The 22811-nt window shown below is 39.5% G+C and carries 18 protein-coding genes; 2 read left to right on the top strand and 16 right to left on the bottom strand.

The genetic code is table 11. The features are described from left to right. Nucleotides 1-79: 79 nt before the first annotated feature. From ribB to ABD000_RS04835, 11 genes are all read right to left on the bottom strand, one after another. Nucleotides 80-1231, bottom strand: coding sequence for a 3,4-dihydroxy-2-butanone-4-phosphate synthase (gene ribB, locus ABD000_RS04885; RefSeq protein WP_343764565.1), 1152 nt, complete (start codon nt 1229-1231; stop codon nt 80-82). Between the two features lie 48 nt (nt 1232-1279). After that, entirely contained in the window at nt 1280-2716 is a 1437-nt protein-coding gene (locus ABD000_RS04880; protein WP_343764563.1) for an LptF/LptG family permease, read from the bottom strand. 5 nt (nt 2717-2721) lie between these two features. Beyond that, nucleotides 2722-3360 carry an outer membrane lipoprotein periplasmic chaperone LolA1 gene (gene lolA1 / locus ABD000_RS04875; RefSeq protein WP_343764561.1) on the bottom strand — a complete coding sequence of 213 codons (639 nt, stop codon included), beginning with the start codon at nt 3358-3360 and terminating at the stop codon, nt 2722-2724. 10 nt (nt 3361-3370) lie between these two features. Further along, entirely contained in the window at nt 3371-5791 is a 2421-nt protein-coding gene (locus ABD000_RS04870; protein WP_343764559.1) for a DNA translocase FtsK, read from the bottom strand. Nucleotides 5792-5858: 67 nt separating this feature from the next. Further along, a complete protein-coding gene (locus tag ABD000_RS04865; protein WP_343764557.1) occupies nt 5859-6284 on the bottom strand; it encodes a hypothetical protein in 426 nt (141 codons plus the stop codon). 51 nt (nt 6285-6335) lie between these two features. Then, on the bottom strand, nt 6336-6698 hold the full coding sequence (locus ABD000_RS04860; protein WP_343764554.1) for a diacylglycerol kinase family protein: 363 nt from the start codon (nt 6696-6698) through the stop codon (nt 6336-6338). Between the two features lie 99 nt (nt 6699-6797). Beyond that, nucleotides 6798-7046, bottom strand: a complete 249-nt coding sequence (locus tag ABD000_RS04855) for a DUF6952 family protein (protein WP_343764552.1) — start codon at nt 7044-7046, stop codon at nt 6798-6800. Further along, nucleotides 7027-7341: a thioredoxin family protein gene (locus ABD000_RS04850; protein ID WP_343764550.1), complete on the bottom strand. Its 315-nt coding sequence runs from the start codon at nt 7339-7341 to the stop codon at nt 7027-7029. Before ABD000_RS04850 ends, ABD000_RS04855 begins: the two co-directional genes overlap by 20 nt. A gap of 6 nt (nt 7342-7347) precedes the next feature. Then, nucleotides 7348-7986 (bottom strand): peroxiredoxin, encoded by a 639-nt coding sequence (locus ABD000_RS04845; RefSeq protein WP_343764548.1) that lies wholly within the window; start codon nt 7984-7986, stop codon nt 7348-7350. 140 nt (nt 7987-8126) lie between these two features. After that, nucleotides 8127-9269 carry a trans-sulfuration enzyme family protein gene (locus ABD000_RS04840; RefSeq protein WP_343764546.1) on the bottom strand — a complete coding sequence of 381 codons (1143 nt, stop codon included), beginning with the start codon at nt 9267-9269 and terminating at the stop codon, nt 8127-8129. Nucleotides 9270-9809: 540 nt separating this feature from the next. Then, the gene (locus tag ABD000_RS04835) at nt 9810-13391 is read right to left on the bottom strand and encodes a S8 family serine peptidase (protein WP_343764543.1); all 3582 of its coding nucleotides are present in this window, start codon (nt 13389-13391) and stop codon (nt 9810-9812) included. 165 nt (nt 13392-13556) lie between these two features. Between ABD000_RS04835 and ABD000_RS04830 the strand changes: the two genes are divergently transcribed. Next, nucleotides 13557-16136 carry a phosphoenolpyruvate carboxylase gene (locus tag ABD000_RS04830; protein ID WP_343764541.1) on the top strand — a complete coding sequence of 860 codons (2580 nt, stop codon included), beginning with the start codon at nt 13557-13559 and terminating at the stop codon, nt 16134-16136. 376 nt (nt 16137-16512) lie between these two features. On the opposite strand, the gene ABD000_RS04825 is transcribed toward ABD000_RS04830, so the two are convergent. The 5 genes from ABD000_RS04825 to ABD000_RS04805 form a co-directional block, all read right to left on the bottom strand. Further along, on the bottom strand, nt 16513-18138 hold the full coding sequence (locus ABD000_RS04825; RefSeq protein ID WP_343764539.1) for a DUF4139 domain-containing protein: 1626 nt from the start codon (nt 18136-18138) through the stop codon (nt 16513-16515). Nucleotides 18139-18427: 289 nt separating this feature from the next. Then, on the bottom strand, nt 18428-20122 hold the full coding sequence (ettA, locus tag ABD000_RS04820) for an energy-dependent translational throttle protein EttA (RefSeq protein ID WP_343764537.1): 1695 nt from the start codon (nt 20120-20122) through the stop codon (nt 18428-18430). Between the two features lie 131 nt (nt 20123-20253). After that, entirely contained in the window at nt 20254-20643 is a 390-nt protein-coding gene (locus ABD000_RS04815) for a four helix bundle protein (RefSeq protein ID WP_343764535.1), read from the bottom strand. 32 nt (nt 20644-20675) lie between these two features. Further along, entirely contained in the window at nt 20676-20858 is a 183-nt protein-coding gene (locus ABD000_RS04810) for a CAL67264 family membrane protein (RefSeq protein WP_343764533.1), read from the bottom strand. After that, entirely contained in the window at nt 20845-21003 is a 159-nt protein-coding gene (locus ABD000_RS04805) for a hypothetical protein (protein ID WP_343764531.1), read from the bottom strand. The genes ABD000_RS04810 and ABD000_RS04805 overlap by 14 nt, the downstream gene beginning before the upstream one ends. 160 nt (nt 21004-21163) lie before the next feature. Between ABD000_RS04805 and ABD000_RS04800 the strand changes: the two genes are divergently transcribed. After that, entirely contained in the window at nt 21164-22792 is a 1629-nt protein-coding gene (locus ABD000_RS04800) for an acyl-CoA carboxylase subunit beta (protein ID WP_343764529.1), read from the top strand. The last annotated feature ends 19 nt before the right edge of the window (nt 22793-22811 follow it).

The raw sequence follows: 22811 nt of genomic DNA, 5'->3' as shown, positions 1-22811 counted from the left end.
TGTATATATTAAAGAATATTTTTCTTCCCCGAAATTAGCCAATACAGCCGTGCAGTCTTTCTAAAATAACGTTAAATCATCAATAACGCACATATTTAATGATTTCAAGACCATAACCGATAATACCTACCCGTTTAGTTTTTTGCGTATTTGAAAGTAGGTTGATTTTAGAAATTCCCAAGTCATGAAGAATCTGTGCGCCTATTCCAAAATCGCGTTGATCCATCTGAATTTGAGGTGCTTTTGCTAATCCATCGCCTTGTAATTCTTTGAGTTCTTTTAATCTATTCAATACATTAAGCGATTGGTTATCCTGATTGATGAATACGATGGCACCCTTATCCCTATTCTCAAACGCCTTGAACATTTGATCCAGTTTTTCATTGACGTTATTGGTAAGTGTACCAAGTAAGTCATTATTCACCAGGTTAGAGTTTACCCTAACTAATACAGGCTCATCTTTTTTCCAGTTACCTTTAGTCAGAGCGATATGCACCTGTTGATTTGTGGTTTGTTCATACGCGCGAAGTCTGTATTTTCCAAAGCGCGTTTCTACGTCAAAATCTTCTTTCTTTTCTATTAAGGAATCATGCTCCATACGATACGCCACTAAATCTTCAATTGAAACGATTTTAAGATCGAACTTTTTTGCAACATCTCTTAATTGAGGCAAACGTGCCATTGTACCATCCTCATTCATGATTTCTACAATCACGCCCGCAGGAGTTAAGCCTGCAAGTCGAGCAAAATCAATCGCAGCTTCAGTATGACCGGTTCTTCGCAATACTCCACCTTCTTTTGCCACTAGGGGAAAGATATGTCCAGGCCTGCTAAGTTCATATGATTTAAGCGAATCCTGAGTGAGCGCGGTAATAGTTTTTGCACGATCTGAGGCTGATATTCCGGTAGTTACTCCATTTCCTTTTAAATCGACAGAAACAGTAAATGCTGTTTCCATAGGATCAGTGTTATTTCCAACCATTAAATTAAGCTGAAGTTCCTTACAACGACCTTCTGTCAATGGTGCACATATCAATCCCCTACCGTGAGTTGCCATAAAATTGATCATCTCTGGCGTAACTTTTTCGGCGGCAGCCAAAAAATCACCTTCATTTTCACGATCCTCATCATCTACCACGATTATCACTTTACCTTGTTTAATATCCTCAATAGCTTCTTGAATGGTATCTAATTTCATTGTGGTAGTCTCTTGAACCGTTTGAGTTGTCATAATTGGTGTATTACTGTGCAAAGGTATTTATTACTGATAAAGAAATGATTAATCTTCCTTCTTTTTGCGTTTAAAAAGCTTTTGAAATCGCGACGTAAAGAAATCAAAGCTTAGTAATCCCTGATCAGTAGTTGCTCTGTAAGTTAAATAAATTCCTAAGGGAAGCATAATCATTGTAGAGATCCAGGAGGCGACGAATGCATCCAGGCTTCCATCTTTAGCACTGTTCTTCGCAAAAATCCCAATGAAGTGATACGTTAAGAATAACAAGATAGCGACAACTAGAGGTAAGCCCAACCCACCTTTTCGAATTATTGCTCCCAATGGGGCCCCTACAAAAAACAGTATAAAACAGGCAAAAGCCAGTACATATTTTTCATGCAAAACCAGTTCATATCTATTGATGCGAGACACTTTTGATTTTAAAGAAGACTGAGTCGTTTTAATCGTTGATAAAGCACTATTGGTATTACCTAACGCCAAATTCACTATTTGAAGATGATCTTCCTTTTCAATAATATCTAAAATCCCACTGTTAGAAATGTTTACTTTTACAGTATCTACAGGATCAAAACTTTTCTTAAAGTTTTTTATGCCTGTCCTTTCATAGATATTAGTTTTAAAATTGAGCTGATCTTCATTGATCGCTACAGATTGCGAATCAATCTCCTTTCTTAGCTCACCTATTTGCAGCATTTTATAGGAATTATCTTTAGTCTCCTCATCCAGATCTACGTCGTTGAACGTAGAGACGTCTATATTAATAACATACTCTTCAAAGTAGCTTTTTGCAAATGGCTTTCGTTTTCTTTTGGTAGGATCTTTAGTGTATAATTCATTGTAATAGTTTCCATCTTTTAGAATTAAAGAGAGTACATCTGAATCTTCACTACCCGCCAATTCTCCGCGGTCAGCTTTAATGACAGTGGTGTTTTTTCCGACGGGAGATTTTTGATGAATGATAACGTCCTTTAAGAATTGATCATTTTCACCGGTCTTTTCCCTAACTTTAATATTATACTCTCCCACTTCATTAAAGATACCGGTTGTGATCGCCATAGTGGGTTTTAACTTAGCGATATTTCTTCGTAAGTTAATGCTCTTATACTCTGCTAACGGAATCACATTATTTGCAAAAAAAAACGCTCCAATACTAATCAGTAGGATAAATACAGTCAATCCTCTCATGGCTCTCTGTAGTGAAATTCCTGACGATTTCATGGCGGCAAACTCATAATTTTCGGCAAAATTGCCAAAGGTCATTATAGACGTTACCAATATAGAAAGGGGTAACACCAGCGGAATTAGCTTAGGAGAAAAATAGAGCAAAAACTTGCCTATGATGACAATATCCAGGTCTTTACCAGCTAATTCTGAAATATATAGCCAAATCGTCTGTAATAAAAAGATAAACATAAGGATCACTAAAACGACCACAAATGTTTTAATATAACTTGATAATATGTAGCGATCCAGTATTTTCAAAAAACCTAGTCAAGCCTGTTGATATAATAATCAGGGTATTTCGCCTCTTCAAACGTAAACATTTGATTGGGCATGGGTTGATCTGTCTTAAAGCTATTCACCTTAATAATCACGTTTGTCCCATCTTCTTGAGCTTGCGTGAGGGTATAAATATGTTTGGTCTGTTTATCAATCCCCAGCATGACATAGTCAACCTCGGCATTTGAATCAATAGGAACTAACTTAATGAATTGTATCATTCTCCCTTTTATATTTTCAGACTTATCCATTGTATAGGAATATCCATCCTCGTAAAACGTGAGCATTTTTGAAGGAGTAATAGAAGTCTCATTTGCTTCAGAATAGCTTGAGATATTTATTTCTTCATCCTCTGGCATGATGGAATAAATTTTCTTTCCATCAAAGAGTTGAGTCACTCCCATAAGTTCAAGACGATATTTTTCTCCCTCAAGACAGACTTTACCATTGCTCTCTTGCTTTATATTTTCGGCGTTGTTTTCTAAAATATACTTAAAATCAATGGTAATATTCTCATAGGATTTCACCTTTTGGGAAACCTCATCAAGTAAGGTCTTTGCGTTTTGAGCATTTCCTATAAAGGAAAATCCAAGACATAAAGTCATAACTATTAGTACTTTTTTCATCGTAAAAATTTTATTCATTCTCTAAATGTTGTTCTAGCGCGATTAAATCTGGAATTAACACTTGCCGCGCTTTGCTACCTTCAAAAGGACCTACAATCCCTGCGGCTTCTAACTGATCAATAATTCGACCAGCCCTGTTATATCCTAATTTGAGTTTGCGTTGTAATAAAGATGCGGATCCCTGTTGAGCTGTCACCAAAACTTCAGCTGCTTCTCTAAACAGCGCATCGCGTTCACTCTTATCTATATCAAGACTTGTGCCACTATCTTCCCCAATATATTCTGGTAAAAGGTGTGCTTCAGGATAGGCTTTTTGTGCCCCAATAAAGTCCACAATCTTCTCAACCTCAGGCGTATCCACAAACGCACATTGGATTCTAATCACTTCATTTCCCTGGGTATATAACATGTCTCCACGACCGATTAATTGATCTGCCCCACCAGCATCTAAAATTGTCCTGGAATCAATCTTGGACGTTACTCTAAACGCAACCCGTGCTGGGAAGTTTGCTTTAATCATCCCGGTAATTACATTTACAGAAGGCCGCTGAGTAGCAATAATCAGATGTATTCCTATAGCACGCGCCAATTGCGCCAAACGGGCAATTGGAGTCTCTACTTCTTTACCTGCAGTCATAATCAAATCAGCAAACTCATCTACGACCAGAACGATGTAGGGCAAGAAACGATGGCCATTCTCTGGATTGAGTTTTCTGGCTTTGAATTTAGCGTTGTATTCTTTAAGATTACGCACCATGGCATCCTTGAGCAAGTCGTACCGTGCATCCATCTCAATACATAAACTGTTAAGTGTATTGATTACCTTAGAATTATCAGTGATAATGGCTTCTTCGCTATCAGGTAATTTAGCTAAATAATGACGTTCTATTTTATTGAACAAAGTGAGCTCTACTTTTTTGGGATCTACCAAAACAAACTTAACTTCGGCAGGATGTTTTTTATAGAGTAACGAAGTTAAAACGGCATTTAGCCCCACAGACTTACCTTGACCTGTTGCTCCTGCCATTAAAAGGTGTGGCATTTTCGCGAGATCCACAACAAAGGTTTCATTGCTAATGGTTTTACCAAAAGAAATGGGCAATGCCATTTCTGCTTGTTGAAATTTTTGCGAAGCTATGGCAGAGCGCATGCTTACGATTGCCGGTTTTTTATTAGGAACTTCAATCCCAATGGTCCCTTTACCGGGCATAGGAGCAATAATTCTAATCCCAAGAGCTGCCAAAGAGAGTGCGATATCATCCTCAAGGTTCTTGATTTTTGAAATTCTTACTCCGGCTGCAGGAACAATTTCATAAAGGGTTACTGTTGGTCCAACGGTTGCTTTAATTTGCGCAATTTCAATTTTATAGTTTTTGAGCGTATCAACAATATTGTTCTTGTTTTCCTCCAGTTCGGCTTGATCAATCGTTATCCCTGTACCGCCTGCATTGTAATCTTTTAATAAATCAATGGGGGGAAAACGATATTTTCCCAACTCTAAGGTAGGGTCAAATTCGCCGTAATCCTTGACCAGTTTTGAACTTAAATTTTCTACCACTTCCTCTTCTGCAGTAGTTTCTACTTCCATCGCCAGATCGTCATCTGTTGTTGATGCTATGGTCATTTTTTCTTTGGCGGAAGGCTTTTCCGACGGAGTAGAGTCCTTTTCAACTCCAGATTTTGCCTTAAAGGAATCTTCAAAGTCTACCTCATTTACATTTTCCTGAAGAGGTTTTTCTACAACTACATCCAGCGGTTCTTTAGGTACATAATCTTCTTCTACCTGCTCAATTTCTGAAATTGTGGCGGTAGAAGCTTCGGCATCAGCCTCCATCTCCTTTTGAGCAGTTTTAAAATAGGCTGAAACTCTTTCAGGTGTAATCTTCAGCCGTATCACAAAATATGTAATGAGCAAAAAAGTCATCAAAAGAACGGCTCCTATGAACCCAAGGTAGTCCTGAAGAAAATCGTTCATCTCAAATCCTACTGTACCACCTAGTAACGCATGCTCTTTTCCGAAGAAACCAAAAAATACAGACAACCATAGCATGACTAAAATGCCCCATATCCATAAGCTTTTTAAAGAGGACAAGGTAAGGTCTAAGAAAAGGTAAATTCCTGATACAATAATGAGAACCGCAATGCTAAATGCGGAAACTCCAAAGCCTTTATAAATAAAGAAATGACTTATGCCCGCGCCAAATTTGCTTAGCCAGTTTTGTGCTTCGGCTTCGCGATTTCCCAGTGTAGCGATGATGCTTTGATCTGCCTTCCAGGTAAACATAAATGAAACAAAAGCAATAAGAATGGCTATACCAAGAATTGTCAAAAAACTACCCAACACGACTCGTTGTTGTCTGTTTAAAGACAGTTTAGGCGCTTTAAATTGCTTTTTACTCTTTGTTTTAGGGGTTGCTTTCTTTTTTGCCATTCAATCTGAATAATCCGCACGAAAATACAAATATATCCAATTATCAAGGCTACGTTTTAAAAAGCATTTACTCCTCAATGGGTTGAATAAAATAATCAATACTATTGAGTGAATGTTCCGGTTCTAAAAAATCCAGTATCCTGTCCATGAGCTTCCCAAAAGACGTGAGCGTATCAGTTTGTAGATTTTTTCCTATCACGCTAGAGATAGTTTCATCCCGATTCCCAAATTTATATCCCTTAGAAGTAATCCATAAATGGTTTAACAGGTGCTGCATCAAGACATTCCCTAATTGATCAACAGAGATAGCGATCTCTAAACAAAAGTCTCCGATACCGGTCATGAATTTTGTGAAGAGCTTATACCCCAAACCATAGATAAGACCTAAAGGGCCGGTGGTAACAAGAAGCACAATAGAAATTAAAAAAAGGAGAACGCCTATAAAAGGGTTTACTTTTTTTGATACGGGTGGTTCACATTCAAATATTGCCATGATGGTAGGTGTAAGATTTAGATAAACGTTTGAAAAAATTAAACGTAATTGCTACACTAATTTAGGCAAATAGATGATCATCCCAATAGCAATCGCTATAATTGCGGCTATAAATACTGCACCAGCAGCGATATCTTTAATTTGGCCTATATTGGTATCAAAATCAGGATGGATAAAATCTGCTGTTTTTTCAATCGCGGTATTCACTCCTTCTACTCCCATTACTAAACCTATCGCCAGAAATTGTAACATCCATTCTTCGCGTGAAATATCCAGTAAAAAACCCGCAATCGTAACGATTACTGCAATAATCGATTGAACTTTAATGCTTGGCTCATTTTTGATGAGTAACCATGCTCCTTTTGCGGCATACCCAACACTTTTTATCCTGCTAACAATAAAGTTTTTGCTCATAGCATGTAAAAATATATTCTTTTTAGCTTAAAAAAGAACTTAAAAAAAGAAAACCTCATCTTTCAATGAGGTTTTATACAATATATCTCAAAACGTAACTTATCGATCAATAGATCCCATTACTTTTTTGGCAAAACTATTTGCTGCGTCACGTTCCTCCATACCATTATCGATCATGTCATGAACTTCAATCGCTCCGCATAAATTAGTAATCAATTCACCGATCACATCCATTTCTTCTTCCTTAATTGATCTATGCTCAGTAAATGATTCTAAAACTTCTACGGTTTGAGCAAGCGTCTCTTTTGAGTTATTTTTATTGAGATGTCTAATTACTGGTAATTTCATTGACTAAATTTTTGAGTACATCAAATTTATTTGTTTGTTCCTGACCCACAAAGCTTCCATTCTTAAAGGTTGCAAATGTAGGTAGGTTATCCACTGTAGCTAATTTTCTAGAGTCCGGAAATTTTTCAGCATCTACCAGCACAAATTTAGCCGCTTCATGCTCTTGTGCCAATTTCTTAAATTTAGGTTTCATGACGCGGCAGTTTCCGCACCAGGAAGCCATGTACTGCACCACAACGGTCTCATTTTCTGAAACAAGTTCCGCTAAATTATCTTGATCTAAGGTTTCTACCATAATAATTTAATTTTGAGAGAAATAAGATGCTACCCCGTCTCTATTAGCATTCATTGCTGTCTTACCATCTTCCCAGTTTGCAGGACAAACCTCTCCTTTTTCCTGTACATGAGTAAAAGCATCGATCAGACGCAAGAATTCCTGTACATTTCTACCCACAGGCATGTGGTTAATACCCTCGTGAAAAACTGTACCTTCTTCATCAATTAAATAAGTTGCTCTATACGTTACGTTATCACCATCTACCTGTACGATACCGGTTTCTTCATCATAACGCTCATTGGTGATGTCAAGAATACCTAATTGTCCCGATAAGTTACGGTTAGAATCTGCAAGAATTGGATAGGTTACTCCCTCTATACCTCCATCATCCTTGGGTATATTTAACCAGGCAAAGTGTACCTCTGGGGTATCGCAAGATGCGCCAATCACCATCACATTTCGTTTTTCAAATTCGGTTAAAGCCTCTTGAAAAGCGTGTAATTCTGTTGGGCATACAAAAGTGAAATCTTTTGGATACCAAAAAAGAAGTACTTTTTTATTATTTTTTGTTGCTTCTTCAAAAACATTTAAGGTGAAGGTATCACCCATTTCATTCATTGCATTTACTGCGATATTTGGAAATTTTTTTCCTACTACTGCCATGTGCTTATACATTAAAAGTTCAATTTTTTTTACGGTGCAAAAATACAGGCAAACTCTCGTTATGCAGTAGCCTTTTATTCACTTTTACGTATTAGTATATAAGCAATCTTTATGCTTAGAAAGGATAGTATTGTAATGAGCTATAATCCAGCACGTAATGCCGAAGAAATGTCCTGCTGAAGATCTTCAACCTCTTCAATTCCTACAGAAAATCGTATCAAATGATCAGATATACCCTGGGCATATCGCTCATTCGGAGTTAACAACGAATGAGATGTTAATGCCGGAAGCAGCATCGTACTTTCTACTCCTGCCAGGCTCATGGATGGTTTGATAAGTTGAAGTGCCTTAAAAAACGAGGTCGTATTCACCGAAGCAGCGCATTCAAACGATAACATCCCACCAAATCCGTGCATTTGCGTTTTTGCCAATTCGTGATTTGGGTGATCCTTCAACCCGGGATAATACACCGTATCCACTAAATCATGGTTTTTAAGCCATTCTGCCATGGTAAGGGCGTTGTTGTTTTGACGCTCAACCCTTAATGCCAGTGTCTTTATACTTCGTTCTAATAGCCAAACCGTATAATCACTTAGACTACCGCCTAAATTTTTTGCTAATTGAAAAATCTGATCCATATGAGCAGTCGATGTTGCGATTGCTCCCGCCAGAATATCACTGTGACCCCCTAAATATTTTGTTGCCGAATGAATTACGATATCAATCCCAAGGTCAATAGGGTTTTGATTTATTGGTGAGGCGAACGTATTGTCGATCATCGTAACCAGTTCGTGCTGTTTAGCCAGACGTGCGACAGCCTCAATATTGGTGATCGTCAGTAGTGGATTTGACGGAGTTTCAATATAAATGACTTTAGTGTTCCTCTTTATTTCTTTCTCAAAAGAAGAAATCTCTAAATCTTTTGTGAACGAATAGTCAATGCCAAATTTTTCAAACTCCTCTACCACCAGATTACTGGTTCCTCCATATAATGTTTGCTGTAATACAATATGATCGCCTTGTTGAAGAAAGGCTAATAAGGCCGTACTTACCGCCGCCATACCACTGCCAAAGATCATCCCTGCTTCAGCATGCTCTAACGCAGCGATTTTTTTTGAAAGCGCCACCTGATTGGGTGTATTGAAGTACCGTGGATAACGTTTGGTTTCCACATCTTCAAAGGCGTATGATGTAGACATATACAAAGGTGAAACGGCTCCTTTGTGTTCGTTATCTTTAAGTTCCCCTACATGGGTACATATGGTATTAATTCCTTTTTTCATTGGATCTATTCTAAATCAATGCGAAAGATAGAAAATCTTTGACACGATAATAGCCCTGTTCTAAAAGATAAACAGGACTAATGATTAAATAGTGCATGAATATTAGGCCTTGAAAAATCCCAACTGATAAAACAGAAAAAAAATCAAAATTTTTAATGCCAGACCTGTAAGCTATTATCAGGGAAAAAATAAAAGCAATGGCTAAAATTATATAAATAAACCAGTACCTATCCTTAAAATTGGAAATAAGTTACAGGTTTTAGGATTTTGAATGTACAATACACTCAAGTAGAAAAAAATAAAAATGACCGCCGTAAATAGTACGGCTTTAAGCCGAGGTTTTAAACTACATCGATAAGTTATCAACATCAAAATAACTCCTTAAACAAATAACAGAGTAAACAACCAATCGGTGGATAGATTATTCGCGAACTGAGCATTTAATCGCGCTAATAGCCATATAACGAAAGAACTCCCTATAAAATTAATGAATAGGGAGTTCCTCAAATATATTCTAATATAATAGATTATAACATAAGACTAATCTACAATCAATTTCTTCGTAATTAATTGACCTTCTGCCTCAATCGATACAAGGTATAGACCAGACGCAAAATTACTTAAGTCAAGAATTGCTTGTGCATCTTTATTAGCCATCTCAAGTACTGATTGACCTAGTTGATTATAAATCCTAACCGACGATATTGGTGTTCCAGCCGGAGCTTCAATCGTTAACATGTCAGATGCAGGATTAGGATACATGCTAATAGCTCCAAATAAATCTTTATCATTGACAGACAAGGAAGATTGGAGTGCTACATTATCAATAAATGTACTGTTCCCGTAGCCATTAATATTTACAAATCTAAGTACTACATTGCTCCCTGCATAAGCCGAAAGATCTATGATTTCTGTACGCCAATTAGACGGAGAAGTTGGAGACCAGTTAGATGTTATATAACCCGCTACTGTAGATAAATCAAGTCCCGTTTCAAAATATATCTCCTGAAAGGTATCTCCACAATCTGTCGAAATATCAACTCTAAATGAATCTGTAAATTGAGCTGAGTATTGTGCTTTAGCGATATCAAATAACAAGCTTGCATTACTTTCGTTCTCAAGATCATATATAGCTGTAGCAATAACATCTTCTTGACCGGCAGCATTGTAAGAGAAGTTATCAATTGCTACACTTACCGTTTGATTTCCATCAGACCCAATTATACCAGAACGTTCTTCCCAAGTTGTACCATCATCTGGATTGACAATGTTCCATCCATTTGGAAGATAATTAGCTTCTTCAAATCCTTCTACAAAGTTTATTGCTTCAGGGTTTACAAAAGCATAAAAAGGTAATTCAATTTCATCGTTAAACTCATTCTGGTCAGAATCTAAGGTTACCCAAACTTTTAGTGAATAGTCACCATCAGTCGTTATGCTAACAGGCTCTGCAAATTCAAAGGTAATAAGCTCACCCGAAGCCAGTGTTTCCGTATACATTTCTTCAACCACAGGATCATCATTTAATTGATAGGATATCATAAAGTTAGATTGTTGCTCCGCTCCCGTATTACTTATATCTGCAGATACTACCACAGGTTGATTATCACAGGCTAAAAGAAAATCATCTTCATTTACATTAAGTTCCTCTATCGCTAAGTCATTGGTCAGCACACAATTCTGTAATCCGGTTGTTCCGCCTACAGCGATCGTACGTTTGCTTTCCCATCCAAGTGCTATATTCTTTGCAACTACTGCAACCCAAAGCGGTTTATCTAAATCTACTACCGGAATATCGGCTGTATTGGTATTCACTGTACCAACAACTTCCATAAACTTCTCTCCTAATGCATATACATCATAGGTGGTTGCACCCGTAACTTCATTCCAGGTCACCGTATACGTATCTGGGCAAACTGAAGCAATCTCAACGTTGCTTACTCGTTCTGCAATCGAAAAAGAATCAGTATGTACGCTAACTTCATCTCCTCTCGTAATTCGCACAAAACAATTTCCTGAAATTGATGCAGGTACATTCCAGCTTCTATAACGCGTTGTAGAAGGAGAAGTACCAATAGTATTCCAAAATATGCCATTGTCAACAGAGTACTCAATTAAAAAATCTTCGTCTCCCGGTAATGCATCCCAGCGAATAACTTCGGCAGTACCCGGTGTAAATTTTTCTCCACCAAAAGGATAAGTGATCATTACATCCTCAGCAATGACTTCGTACACTACTACATATTCCTGAGGTCCAAAAGGAACATTAAAACCACTTAGATTGATGGTATAATCTCCTGCTACAGGGTTGTCTATTAAAACTTGCTCCATATTGTTAAGATGGTCTTCACCATTAGTGGCCGGTTGATTTAAGGCTCCGGCATTAGGAGTAGAATCCAGTATCCATGGACTGAGTGTATTAGAATCGGGATCATTAACAGTCATATCAATATCATTGACTAAAGCCGGTGTGACTCCGGCAGCAGCAGCCTGATCATTCCAGTATACCATAAAACGGACTTGCTTTGTATTAGCAGGGACCGTTATGGTATGTGTGTTTGATTCACCCTGGCCTATTTCATCAGATAGAAAACGACCTTCCTCTAATAACATTGCTGCACGTAATGCATTAACTATACCCCAACCAAATCTAAAGTCAGGACCAACATTACCGTAGTCATTAGCTGTATTCAATAGCGTGGCTTTAATTAAGGACGCATCAGGTAGAGTTCCATATATACCCTGATAAGCCTCATATAATTGAGCCGAAACTCCTGCAATACCCGGTGCCGCACCAGAGGTACCACCGAATGTTTGATAGGTATTATTTTCGGCAGTAGAAAGATGACCTTGTCCATTGGCTGTGATGTCTGGTTTAATACGTCCATCATACGCGGGACCTCTACTACTACTAGTGGCTAGTGTACCGGCAAAATTTACATTGGCTGTTGCAATAACATTTTTACCTTGCTTGTGACCTCCGGTAATGTTTCCCCATTGAGTTCCTGCACCGTAACCACACTCATTTCCATTAGAATTACCGGCAGAATACACATGTAATAAAGACAAATAGTTATTTGCCTGGGTATCCACAGTTCTCATGTTTACTGTATTCCCGGCATTACAACCATCACTAAATGATGAATTGGTAATCACTACATCACCAGACTCAATTAAGCTGGTCGTAGCTGCATCTAAATGAGAAGGCACATAGTTTACAGCGTAAACACTCGCACCTGCGGCCATCCCTCTTTTGTCAGGGTCGAGATTCCCCGCACCAGCCATAATACCTGCTACTCCGTCGCCATGTGTAGGTCCGGATACTGAAGCTCCCGAGTTATCCAAACGTCCTTGAAAATCAATATGTGGACCTACGACACCGTCGTCCCGTACCATTACTCCAATCCCATCACCAGTATAATTTCTTCCTGTTGCGGTTTGCGTATCGATGGTGTTGGCCTTGTGCAAAGAGCGACCTCTGGTATCCTCTGGCTCTCCCGGTTGTGGGATAGGCTCTATCCATTTTACCGTAGGCAAAGAAGCTAAATCAGATATCCTATTAGGAGCAACAACTACCTCTAGCATATCTGCTCCCTTATAGTGTTTGTTGGTTTGTATTCCTAACTGAACCAAATTATCAAGTGTTGCCGATTTCGCACCTTGATGTGTAACCAAATTTACCACATAAGAATTACCCTGTATTGCCCAATCACCTACAGTTTCAGACTTCAAGTCATAGCTCAATTTATATTGGGCCTCAATAGGAACGATAGAACGCACCTCTAAGTTGTTAAATTCCTGAACATTAATTTGTTTAGCATAAAACAAATATGCTTTGTTAGGGATATAGTCGATCAACTCTACTCCCATAGCACGAAGTTGATTTTGCTCAGCCTGAGTTGGCGTTTCATAGAATTGTATCCAACCATAATATCCATCTCTATATTTATTTTGGTCAGAAAAGGAGTCCCAGGAAAACGATCCAAAATTTTCAGGTAGCTCAATGGATTCGTTCAAAAATTGAATGGTATAGTCCTGAGCGTGGGAGGAAAGAGTAAATAAGAAAGAGCATAAAACTATTCCTAACGATCTAAAAAATGTCAATATGGTAGCTTTTTTCATAATTAATGTTCAATTAGTATATCAATAAAGATCAAATATAGGAGATGTGTTAAAAAAATTCACATACACGAATGTTAAATGCCTAATTTTTAACATATTAAATCCTACTGGCACTGTAGGGTTTTCAATTGTAAATGTATACCTTAACACGTCAATATTTTTACCATGAATCAACCAAAATCAGAGCGCTTTGATGAACAAGTGCTTTCAAAATATCAAATCTATAACAGTATTTTTATAACACTCCCGTTTGATAATATTAAAAATACAGGAGCCTTATTACCGCTATTTAGTGAGCACTGCCAAGCTGGCTTTGCGCAGGACAAGAATCCAACTCAAATCATTGATGATTTTTTTGAGCAATACGTGCAACAAGCCTCAGATAAAGATAAAATCGGACTCCTCTTTAGATTTATCCAATATATAGAACGCCAGGTCGTCCTATTTGATGCGATTGAAGATGCTTCCTTCACCACCATGAACAATATGAACGGTCAGGGTACGCTTCGAAATATAAAGGAACAGGCACAGGCACAGCAAAAGTTTGATGAATTGAATCAATACTTACAACGCTTTAAAACCAGAACAGTTTTAACTGCTCATCCCACACAATTTTATCCAGGAACTGTTTTAGGAATCATTACAGATCTGGGAAACGCCATTCAAGAAAATGACCTCTCTACCATCAAACAGCTGTTGGCTCAATTGGGAAAAACTCCCTTCTTTAAGGATCAAAAACCTACACCTTATGACGAAGCGGTAAATCTAATCTGGTACCTGGAAAATATTTTCTACCACGCCATGAGCAGTATCTATTCGTATATCAAACAAAATATTTCTGGAGAAGAATTACAAAATCAAGTAATTAATATAGGCTTCTGGCCCGGTGGAGACCGGGATGGAAACCCCTTTGTGACCACTCAAATAACGCTAGATGTCGCCCGAAGACTGCGCAAGACCTTACTTAAGAATTACTATAAAGATTTAAGACGCTTAAGCCGAAGAATAACCTTTGAAGGAGTGTATGAATCTGCAAAAAACCTGGAAGCTACACTGTATCAACATGCCTTTATGGATAATGATGCTACACCGCTTTCTGCCGATAGTATTCTCTCGACTTTACATGAGATGAAGCAAATGCTTGTCGAAAAGCATCAATCTCTGTTTGTGGATAAGCTTCAGGAGTTGATCAATAAAGTAGAATTATTCGGAATGTTCTTCGCTACGCTTGATATTCGGCAGGATTCCAGGGTACACCACCGGGTCATGGAAGCTATTGTAAGTGAAACCACTGCTGCCGGAAAAGATATTTTTCCGAAGGATTACCTCAACACATCTGAAGCAGAGCAAATAGACATTCTCACCAAACTTAAAGGATCTATTACAGCCGAAGAGATTAGCGATGAAATGGCAAATAAGACCTTAGGTTCCATCTACGCCATGAAACAAATCCAGCTAGAAAATGGAGAACAGGGATGCAATCGTTACATCATTAGCAATAACGGCAGTGTCCTTAATGTAATGGAAGCCTTCACTTTTTTACGCTTATGTGATTGGCAAAAACCTACGGCAGATGTGGTTCCCTTGTTTGAAACCGTAGACGATCTGGATATGGCAGATCAGGTGATGGAAACATTATATACTAATCCCGCTTACGCGGAACACCTTAAACGCCGAAATAATATTCAAACCATTATGTTAGGCTTTTCGGACGGTACCAAAGACGGTGGATATTTTATGGCAAACTGGGGAATTTTTACGGCAAAAGAACGACTCACCACCATCTCCCGAAAATACAATGTAGAAGTACTCTTCTTTGACGGTCGCGGTGGACCCCCGGCACGCGGTGGAGGCAAAACGCATCAGTTTTATGCATCCTTAGGCCCCACAATAGAACAAAAAGAAGTGCAATTAACCATTCAAGGTCAAACCATAAGCTCTAATTTTGGAACCTTGGACTCCTGCCGTTATAATCTGGAGCAATTGATAAGCTCCGGGATCGTAAATGAACTTTTTACAGCTAAACAACAGCCGCTTTCTAAAGAAAATCGTTCCACCATGAACGCGCTGGCTCAAAAAAGCTATGAAACCTATGTAGACTTTAAAAACCATCCCTGTTTTTTACCCTACCTACAAGAGATGAGTACGTTAAAGTATTACGCTAAAACCAACATTGGGAGTCGTCCTTCAAAGCGAGGCAAAAGTGATGAATTGGTATTTTCAGATTTAAGGGCTATTCCTTTTGTAGGTAGCTGGAGTCAGTTAAAGCAAAACGTTCCCGGTTTCTACGGAGTAGGAACAGCCATTGAAGCCTTTGAAAGGGAAGATCGGTTTCATGAGGTACAATCCCTTTATGATCACTCGGCATTTTTTAGAGCGCTTATTGAGAACAGTATGATGAGTTTAAGTAAATCGTATTTCAAGCTGACCGCTTACATGAAAGAGGATGAAAAATTTGGTGCATTTTGGACCATAATCCATGAAGAATACAAACGTACCAAACGCTTATTGCTTAAATTAACGGGGTATTCAGAATTAATGGAGGATGCCCCTGCGATGAAAGCCAGTATTGCAGTGCGTGAACAGATCGTATTGCCTCTTTTGACTATTCAGCAGTATGCCTTGAGAGAAATTCAGCGATTACAAACAGAGTCTGGTGATCACCAAGCAGCACTTGAGGTGTATGAAAAGATGGTCACCCGTAGTTTGTTCGGGAATATTAATGCCGCACGGAATTCGGCTTAAGGTCCTCTCCCCCTAACCTATCCCTGCTTCGACAAGCTCAGCAACCGAGGAAAGGGGGAATTAATAAGTGTTGATCTGTCATGCCTACGTCCGCATGTCGCCGAAGCTGTAGCGAAGGAACAAGGCAGGCATCTCATAATAAACTCTGCATTAAAGTCATAAAGATTCCCGCATGCGCAGGAATGACAAAAGACTGTCTGTCATGCTTTAGAAGACAGTTATTCCACAATAGGATCTATGTTACATTTAAAAGATACCTGCTTTCGCAGGTATGACAAAGTGATCCCCGCATTACTCCTCCGCTTGCCCACTTCGCCGAAGTAGTCACGGCTACGAAGGCTGAAAAGCTCCGGAAGCATTTAAACGCGGGGATGAGTTACTCTAAAATAACCTTCTCCCTTTTGGGATACTTCACCTCATAGCTTAAGGTAAGTTTCGTTTGCTCCCCGGCAGGAAGCTTGAGTTGCCAAGTTACTTTTCCGGTGGATTCGTCTAGTTTTCCGCCAGAAAGCTCTTCTGCTTCTATTTCAATTTCATTACGGGTGGAAACCGGAATTTGATCGTATAAAATCAAGTCAACAGGCTGAGATTTCTTGTTGCGCACCGTAATTTCAAAAGCTCTACTATCTACTTTATTACTGCCAATGGTTCTGCGTTTTGAAAACTGATCTACTTTCTCTCTCCCTATCACAATACTTTTGTCTCTACCCAAGGAAATATTGAGCGTATCAGATAGAGATTTTGCATCTAGAATAGATCGACCCACGTAAGCATCTTCAAAATATAAGTTAGCTTCTCCTTCCAATAAATTATATTGATCCCAATTGGTGATGCGGGCTACCAAAAATGCATCGGTGTCCAACTTGGGTGTTGCATAATATTGATAGGTCGCCGGAATGGTATGTTCTTTTAAATCGACCGTAATGGCTTCACCATTGGAATTTACAGAATAAGGTCGGTCAATCACAAAATCTACTGTAGTTTGATTTTCTACCGCGTTAGCTTGCACTCGACTCGCTACTGGAGCAGGTGCAGCTTCTTTTTTCATTCTCACACTAGCTACTTGTCCCTCTAAAGCCTCAGTCACAATTACCTCATCCAGCTGAGCATCATCGTATCCGAATCTTCTGTTGGGTTGATAGTAGTTTAAATACCACGTCCCTAACTCCGGCATCGTGCCGCTTTGATTGGGGTTTCCGTTAGATAGTCTTAGATTCACATTGTTCCAGTTAATACCTGTGTTTTGATAGACTTCGGCTTTGTACGCCAATTGGATGGGCTGATTGACCTTAGTGGCTCTTACGTCATACTTTGGATACCAGCCGGCATTACTCACCAGGTAACGGACTTCAAAACTCGCCGGAGTGCTTTTGGGTGCGTCAATGCGCACATGGATCTCGCCGCTGGGAAATTCCTGAATACGCTGTGCACTTTGCAACTCACGCTTAAGCTTACCTAATTGCTCATTGAGATCATCAATATTCTTCTGAGTTTTTAATTCATCGGCTTCGATCGCAGTGAGTTCACGATCGTAAAAATCAATCGCCTGCTTCAGCTGAGTTAAGGATGTGCCATTATTTGTTCCGCCAAGGTTCTTATTGGCACTCAGCAAACTTTTCTTTTCGGCTAATACTTCTAACCTGGATCGTTTAAGGGTCAGCTTATCTTCTACCGCTTCTATTTCCGCCGTAAGGCTATCTATTTTTTTATTCTTATCCAGTTCTTCTAAATAATTAATATCATGCTTTACGCCCAATACCGTAAAGTTTCCATTAGCCTTCACTTGAATACTATTTTTATCTATATGCGGGGATAAGTTGGTGAGTTTTATGACCTGTTTGCCAGATCGTGTGGTCGTTGTTCCTTTTCGGGTAATTTGTGCTCCCTGTAAAAAAACCTTTACTTCTTCAATATCGCTCTTCACTGATTTTTCGGGGAGGGATTGGGCTGTAGCTAAAAGAGGAAGTGCTAGTAGAGCAAGGGATAAAGTGATATGTTTCATTATATGGTTTATTAGTAAATAAGATATTAAAAATTAGATGCTAGAGATTAGAGCATCTTAATATATAACTAGAGTACTAAATTAATTGATTCAAGAGTCTGGTAACTAACTGAAAACAGGGATACTAATAAAGTGCTTTTCGCCACATTAAGGACTAATATAATTAATGCTTAAACATCCCCCTCGCCCTACTTAGACTTAGCTCAGCAAAGGCCTTCAAAGGGGGAATCCATTCATTCTAATCATTCGTAAGGCGTCGACTCTTAAAATTAAGGCTCTTTCCCCAAACCTAATTCCTCACCAGTTTTTTATACTTTATACGCTTCGGCATTAAATCACCACCCAGGCGTTTCTTTTTATTTTCTTCGTAATCACTGTAACTCCCTTCAAAGAAATACACCTGACTATCGCCTTCAAACGCTAAAATATGCGTACAAATACGATCTAAAAACCATCTGTCGTGACTAATCACTACCGCACAGCCGGCAAAGTTTTCTAATCCTTCTTCTAAGGCACGCAGGGTATTTACATCAAGGTCATTGGTAGGCTCATCCAGCAGCAATACGTTGCCTTCTTCTTTTAGGGTCATCGCCAAGTGCAATCTGTTGCGCTGTCCACCAGATAGGGTGCTTACCTTTTTGTTTTGATCGCTCCCGCTAAAATTAAATCGGCTCAAATAGGCTCTGGAATTGACCTCTCGCCCACTCATCATGATGAGTTCCTGCCCGTCACAAAAATTTTCCCAAATACTTTTTTCAGGATCTATATTACTGTGGGTCTGATCCACATAAGCGATTTTTGCCGTTTCTCCTACTTCAAAGGTGCCTTTATCAGGAGTTTCCTCTCCCATAATCATTCTAAAAATGGTGGTCTTACCGGCACCGTTAGGTCCTATAATTCCAACAATCCCGGCTTGTGGAAGTTTAAAGTTCAAGTCTTCATACAGCAGCTTATCGCCGTAGGCTTTGCTCACTCCTTTGGCTTCAATCACATTAGTTCCTAACCTGGGGCCATTGGGTATATAAATCTCCAGCTTTTCATCCATCTGCTTTTGATCCTGGCTCATCAACTTATCGTAGTTGTTTAGACGTGCTTTTTGCTTGGATTGACGACCCTTTGGTGCCATGCGCACCCATTCTAATTCGCGTTCCAGCGTTTTTCTGCGTTTACTAGCTTGCTTTTCTTCCTGCGCCATTTTAGTAGACTTTTGATCCAGCCAAGAGGAGTAATTCCCTTTCCACGGGATGCCTTCGCCTCGATCCAATTCTAAAATCCAACCCGCCACGTTATCTAAAAAATAACGGTCATGCGTCACAGCAATTACAGTACCTTTATATTGGGATAAGTGATGCTCCAGCCAATGCACCGATTCTGCATCCAGGTGGTTGGTAGGCTCATCCAGCAGCAATACATCTGGCTCCTGAAGCAACAATCTGCATAAAGCGACACGGCGTTTCTCCCCACCAGAGAGCACACCAACTTTCATATCACTTGGCGGAGTGCGCAGCGCATCCATCGCAATCTCTAGTTTGGTATCCAGCTCCCAGCCATTTGCTGCATCTATTTTATCTTGCAGTTCGGCTTGTTTATTCATGAGCTTCTCCATCTTATCTGGATCGCTATACACCTCTTCTAAGCCAAACATATCGTTGATCTTGTTGTACTCCTCCAGCACACCCACGATCTCACTGGCACCTTCTTTGACCACTTCTAATACGGTTTTTTCAGGATCCAGTTTTGGCTCCTGCTCCAGGTATCCCACCGAATAATCCTGTGAGAACACCACATCACCCTGAAAGTTCTTTTCCTCACCCGCAATAATGCGCAGTAAGGTAGATTTACCAGAACCGTTAAGTCCCAGTATTCCTATTTTAGCCCCGTAGAAAAAACTGAGGTAAATATTTTTTAGTACAGGTGTATTTGCACTGGGATACGTCTTAGTGACCCCAGACATCGAAAAAATTATTTTTTTATCGTCAGCCATAATTGGTTTGTGGTTTGTGGTTCGTGGTTTGTGGTTTGTGGTTCGTGGTTCGTGGTTCGTGGTTCGTGGTTCGTGGTTCGTGGTTCGTGGTTCGTGGTTCGTGGTTCGTGGTTCGTGGTTAAGAAAATAGCTTATTTAAATTTTATTCCTTTATAATCAGATTTTCTTAAATAAAACATAAGTGCTCCAATTTTGTTTTTGATTGTTTCACATTCTTGAGAGAGGCTTTCAAAATTTTCATTCGTGATATAACCTTTGTCTAATGATCGATATAGTTGCGATTTCAATTCTCCTGCCGACCCCTTAGCGTAACTTAAAAAGTTATGAAATTCTTTATTACCATCACGATCAAACCCCTCTGCAATATTATCCATTATTGATCCTGAACTTCCTTCCATTTGATCTCTAAGCCTAAAATTAGATAAAATTTTAGTAGATATTATAAGTTCATGGACTTGTGAACTCAGTTTACGAGAACGCTGCCATACCTCCAATTCTTCAAATTTGGTGATTTTTGCCATTATTGAACCATAAACGATAAACCAAGAACATTTTAAACCCTACCCTTTAAAGCATTGAATACCCAGGCGATGGCAAAAAATCCCACACCCACAGCAGCAAATCCCCAGCCGGCAACTTCATTGTACCTAAATGCACCCATTGCGATTAATCCTAATCCCACAACAATCATAATAAATGTGGCCCAAGCCAACACTGTATTTTTATTCATACTCATACATAAATTTTTTGGGCGCTTCTCCCCAATCTATTGGGTCGACCGTGCTTTTCGCTGTATCCCCTCCCCAATATATTGGGGAGGGGGATGCCGCTGCAATCACTAGCGCATAACTACAAATATCGTGTTTTGCTGCAGATTTCAAAAGAAAGTGGTTTAAGTATATTGCTTTAGTCAAAAGCTTCAGCTTAAACAGGTAAAAATAGGGAGGACTTTAAATTTATCGGTTACAGCGCAAGACGGTCTATAAAAAAACGAAACCGTTTTCGTATTTTCGTTGCCCATTCAAAATTAAAACAAGCTCCATGGACATCAAGTTCAATAAAAACGAAGATCACAATAAACTCCTTATTTCAGACCTTAATCGAAAACTCAACCAGGTAAAACTGGGCGGCGGACAAAAACGTATCGATAAGCACAAAGCTAAAGGTAAGATGACCGCACGTGAGCGTATTGATTATTTAGTGGATGATCCTAAAAAAGCCATTGAAATTGGGGCTTTTGCCGGTGAAGGAATGTATGAAGAACACGGGGGTTGTCCAAGTGGCGGAGTCGTGATTAAGATAGCACACATAAGCAGAAAGCAGTGTATCGTAGTGGCAAATGATGCTACCGTCAAGGCGGGAGCCTGGTTCCCAATTACCGGCAAAAAGAACTTAAGAGCACAAGAAATCGCGATGGAGAATAATATCCCCATCATTTATTTAGTAGATAGTGCCGGAGTCTATTTGCCCATGCAGGACGAAATCTTTCCAGATAAAGAACACTTTGGTCGAATCTTTAGAAACAACGCCGTGATGAGCAGTATGGGCATCACTCAAATTGCCGCTGTGATGGGCAGTTGCGTTGCCGGCGGAGCCTACCTCCCCATCATGAGCGATGAAGCCCTGATCGTGGATAAAACCGGAAGCATTTTTTTGGCAGGGAGTTACCTCGTTAAAGCTGCTATAGGTGAAAGTATTGATAATGAAACCCTAGGCGGAGCTACAACGCACTGCGAAATTAGCGGAGTCACAGACTATAAAGCAAAAGATGATCAAGATGCACTAGATACAATCAAGAATATCGTAGACAAAATTGGTGATTTTGACAAAGCCGGATTTAACCGAAAAGAAGCTAAAAAACCCGCTCAAAATCCTGAACGAATTTTCGGAATCCTCCCAAAATCACGACAGGACCAATATGATACGATGGAAATCATTGATTGCCTGGTAGATGATTCAACCTTTGAGGAATATAAGGCCGGTTACGGTCAAACCATTCTCACCGGTTATGCGCGTATTGATGGATGGGCTGTTGGGATTGTTGCCAACCAACGTAAACTGGTCAAGACTAAAAAAGGAGAAATGCAGTTTGGCGGAGTTATTTACAGTGACTCGGCAGATAAAGCCACCCGCTTTATCGCAAATTGTAATCAAAAAAAGATTCCGTTGGTGTTCTTACAGGACGTGACCGGCTTTATGGTGGGTAGTAAAAGTGAACATGGCGGGATCATTAAAGACGGTGCTAAAATGGTCAATGCCGTAAGTAATTCTGTGGTACCAAAATTTACGGTGGTGATGGGGAATAGCTATGGTGCAGGCAATTATGCCATGTGTGGTAAAGCCTATGACCCAAGATTAATTGTGGCTTGGCCCAGTGCAGAATTAGCGGTGATGAGCGGGAATAGTGCCGCCAAAGTATTACTACAAATTGAAACGGCATCGCTTAAAAAGAAAGGTGAAAAAATAACTCCTGAAGTTGAAAAAGAACTTTACGACCGCATCAAAGCACGCTATGACGAGCAAATCAGCCCTTATTACGCTGCTGCAAGACTCTGGACAGATGCTGTTATCAATCCGATGGATACCCGCAAATGGATCAGTATGGGTATTGAGGCTGCCAATCACAAGCCGATTGAAAAGCCCTTTAATATGGGAGTGTTACAGGTTTAGCGGTTCTAAGGTTGAAAGT

The sequence above is a fragment of the Gangjinia marincola genome (assembly GCF_039523415.1).
Classification (GTDB): domain Bacteria; phylum Bacteroidota; class Bacteroidia; order Flavobacteriales; family Flavobacteriaceae; genus Gangjinia; species Gangjinia marincola.
Note: the sequence above shows the minus strand (reverse complement) of the source record. Positions and strands in the feature narration are given on the sequence as shown.

Bases quoted from the DNA above. Each gene is read 5' to 3' on its own strand.
- lolA1 (WP_343764561.1), bottom strand. From the start codon at position 3,360: ATGAAAAAAGTACTAATAGTTATGACTTTATGTCTTGGATTTTCCTTT.
- ABD000_RS04835 (WP_343764543.1), bottom strand. From the start codon at position 13,391: ATGAAAAAAGCTACCATATTGACATTTTTTAGATCGTTAGGAATAGTT.
- ABD000_RS04855 (WP_343764552.1), bottom strand. From the start codon at position 7,046: ATGAAATTACCAGTAATTAGACATCTCAATAAAAATAACTCAAAAGAG.
- ABD000_RS04815 (WP_343764535.1), bottom strand. From the start codon at position 20,643: ATGGCAAAAATCACCAAATTTGAAGAATTGGAGGTATGGCAGCGTTCT.
- ABD000_RS04810 (WP_343764533.1), bottom strand. From the start codon at position 20,858: ATGAGTATGAATAAAAATACAGTGTTGGCTTGGGCCACATTTATTATG.
- ABD000_RS04830 (WP_343764541.1), top strand. From the start codon at position 13,557: ATGAATCAACCAAAATCAGAGCGCTTTGATGAACAAGTGCTTTCAAAA.
- ABD000_RS04845 (WP_343764548.1), bottom strand. From the start codon at position 7,986: ATGGCAGTAGTAGGAAAAAAATTTCCAAATATCGCAGTAAATGCAATG.
- ribB (WP_343764565.1), bottom strand. From the start codon at position 1,231: ATGACAACTCAAACGGTTCAAGAGACTACCACAATGAAATTAGATACC.
- ettA (WP_343764537.1), bottom strand. From the start codon at position 20,122: ATGGCTGACGATAAAAAAATAATTTTTTCGATGTCTGGGGTCACTAAG.
- ABD000_RS04870 (WP_343764559.1), bottom strand. From the start codon at position 5,791: ATGGCAAAAAAGAAAGCAACCCCTAAAACAAAGAGTAAAAAGCAATTT.
- ABD000_RS04860 (WP_343764554.1), bottom strand. From the start codon at position 6,698: ATGAGCAAAAACTTTATTGTTAGCAGGATAAAAAGTGTTGGGTATGCC.
- ABD000_RS04840 (WP_343764546.1), bottom strand. From the start codon at position 9,269: ATGAAAAAAGGAATTAATACCATATGTACCCATGTAGGGGAACTTAAA.
- ABD000_RS04865 (WP_343764557.1), bottom strand. From the start codon at position 6,284: ATGGCAATATTTGAATGTGAACCACCCGTATCAAAAAAAGTAAACCCT.
- ABD000_RS04850 (WP_343764550.1), bottom strand. From the start codon at position 7,341: ATGGTAGAAACCTTAGATCAAGATAATTTAGCGGAACTTGTTTCAGAA.
- ABD000_RS04800 (WP_343764529.1), top strand. From the start codon at position 21,164: ATGGACATCAAGTTCAATAAAAACGAAGATCACAATAAACTCCTTATT.
- ABD000_RS04825 (WP_343764539.1), bottom strand. From the start codon at position 18,138: ATGAAACATATCACTTTATCCCTTGCTCTACTAGCACTTCCTCTTTTA.